Source organism: Photorhabdus sp. P32 (assembly GCF_038085095.1).
Lineage (GTDB): Bacteria > Pseudomonadota > Gammaproteobacteria > Enterobacterales > Enterobacteriaceae > Photorhabdus > Photorhabdus luminescens.
The window spans coordinates 1-1,297 of sequence record NZ_JAZGJN010000113.1; the positions used below are offsets into that span (position 1 = coordinate 1).

A 1,297-nucleotide genomic window follows, 5' to 3' on the forward strand; every position below is an offset into this window, starting at 1 on the left:
TACAAATTTCGATGGTTGGAAACCTGCACAATGCTTATTTCTTGAAGCCAAAGCCAAATATGACCAATTTTTCAAAAATGGAATACCTATAGATTGGTGGAAAATAAGTAAAAGCGGGGATAGATCCATGACGACTCAAGTAGAAAAGCAGCAAGAAGTATGCACTACATTAAATGGAATCCCAAATTCTCACTGGCATTTTATGCAACCTATAAGCTATGCCTATTATTTAGAAAAATTTTCTATTTATCCCAACATTAAAGTATTTCATACTATTTAACATTTAAGTAAGGGTAAAAATAAATGACTACGTTATCATTAAATATGAAATTATATACAGATTGGAAAGAACCATTAACTCCAACAATAGTTCTTACCGATTTATATAAAATCACACAACAAGTAGATATATTTTTTGGACGCCATAAAACTTGGTATTTACCAGGAGATACTCGTCAAGAATCTTTACAACATATTGCTTTTGATCAACAAGGAGCAACAAAAGAAGCAATAAAAGAGTTTGAAGAAGAATATACAGAAGAAAATCCTATAGTTATTAAAGGGATTTGGGATGGCGAAGATGATGACCATTCATGTTCAATTTGTTATATGAATTATCGTCGAGATCGGTTAGGACAAACTCAAATAGATTTTCATATATCTATCGAAGAAAATGAATTTCAGCTATCACGACTAATCAATTTTATTAATTTTCTGATTTCTACTCATAGTGCACCTTACATTATGGTAGAAAACAATGCATATAGAATAAAACAAAAACAAATTTTTCCAGATAGGGTTTATGCCGGCTGGATGCTCTATTTGCCAATAGAAATAGATCCGACTTTAGTTCCAATGGCGGAAGAAATAATATCTATTTCTGATAAAAATGACAAAAAAGGCTCATTAATTATTACGACAAAAGATATCTTTGATATTGAAAACCAGGAGCATATCAATAAAGCCAATGATATTGAAATCTGCTTGCGGGATCTACAAATACTCCCCTTGATGACAGAGTTATAAATATGACAAACAGAGCCGTAATCCGATTAAACGACCTAACCGATCATGGTGGTAAAGTCATTACCGCCATTGATAATTACCTGTATCAAGGCGTACCTGTTGCCGCTAAAGGTGATTTAGTAAGCTGCCCTAAATGCAAAGGGGTTTTCCCTATTGTGGAAGGTAACAACGACTTAAAGCATCAGGGAAAACCTATTGCATTGGAAGGTATGCAAACAGTCTGTGGCGCAAAACTGATTGCCAGCCAGAAAGATTTTCTCTCTTAATGAGA

Annotated in this window: 3 protein-coding genes; all 3 read left to right on the forward strand. The window is 33.6% G+C overall.

The features are described 5' to 3' along the window. Nucleotides 1–280 (forward strand): restriction endonuclease fold toxin 5 domain-containing protein (locus tag V2H77_RS00580; protein ID WP_341497249.1); only part of this gene is annotated, 280 nt, incomplete at its 5' end. Nucleotides 281–303: 23 nt separating this feature from the next. Beyond that, nucleotides 304–1,026, forward strand: coding sequence for an immunity 52 family protein (locus V2H77_RS00585; RefSeq protein ID WP_341497250.1), 723 nt, complete (start codon nt 304–306; stop codon nt 1,024–1,026). A gap of 2 nt (nt 1,027–1,028) precedes the next feature. Then, on the forward strand, nt 1,029–1,292 hold the full coding sequence (locus V2H77_RS00590) for a PAAR domain-containing protein (protein ID WP_341497251.1): 264 nt from the start codon (nt 1,029–1,031) through the stop codon (nt 1,290–1,292). Nucleotides 1,293–1,297 lie beyond the last annotated feature (5 nt).

Coding starts and splice junctions, on each gene's coding strand:
- V2H77_RS00585 (WP_341497250.1), top strand. CDS start 304: ATGACTACGTTATCATTAAATATGAAATTATATACAGATTGGAAAGAA.
- V2H77_RS00590 (WP_341497251.1), top strand. CDS start 1,029: ATGACAAACAGAGCCGTAATCCGATTAAACGACCTAACCGATCATGGT.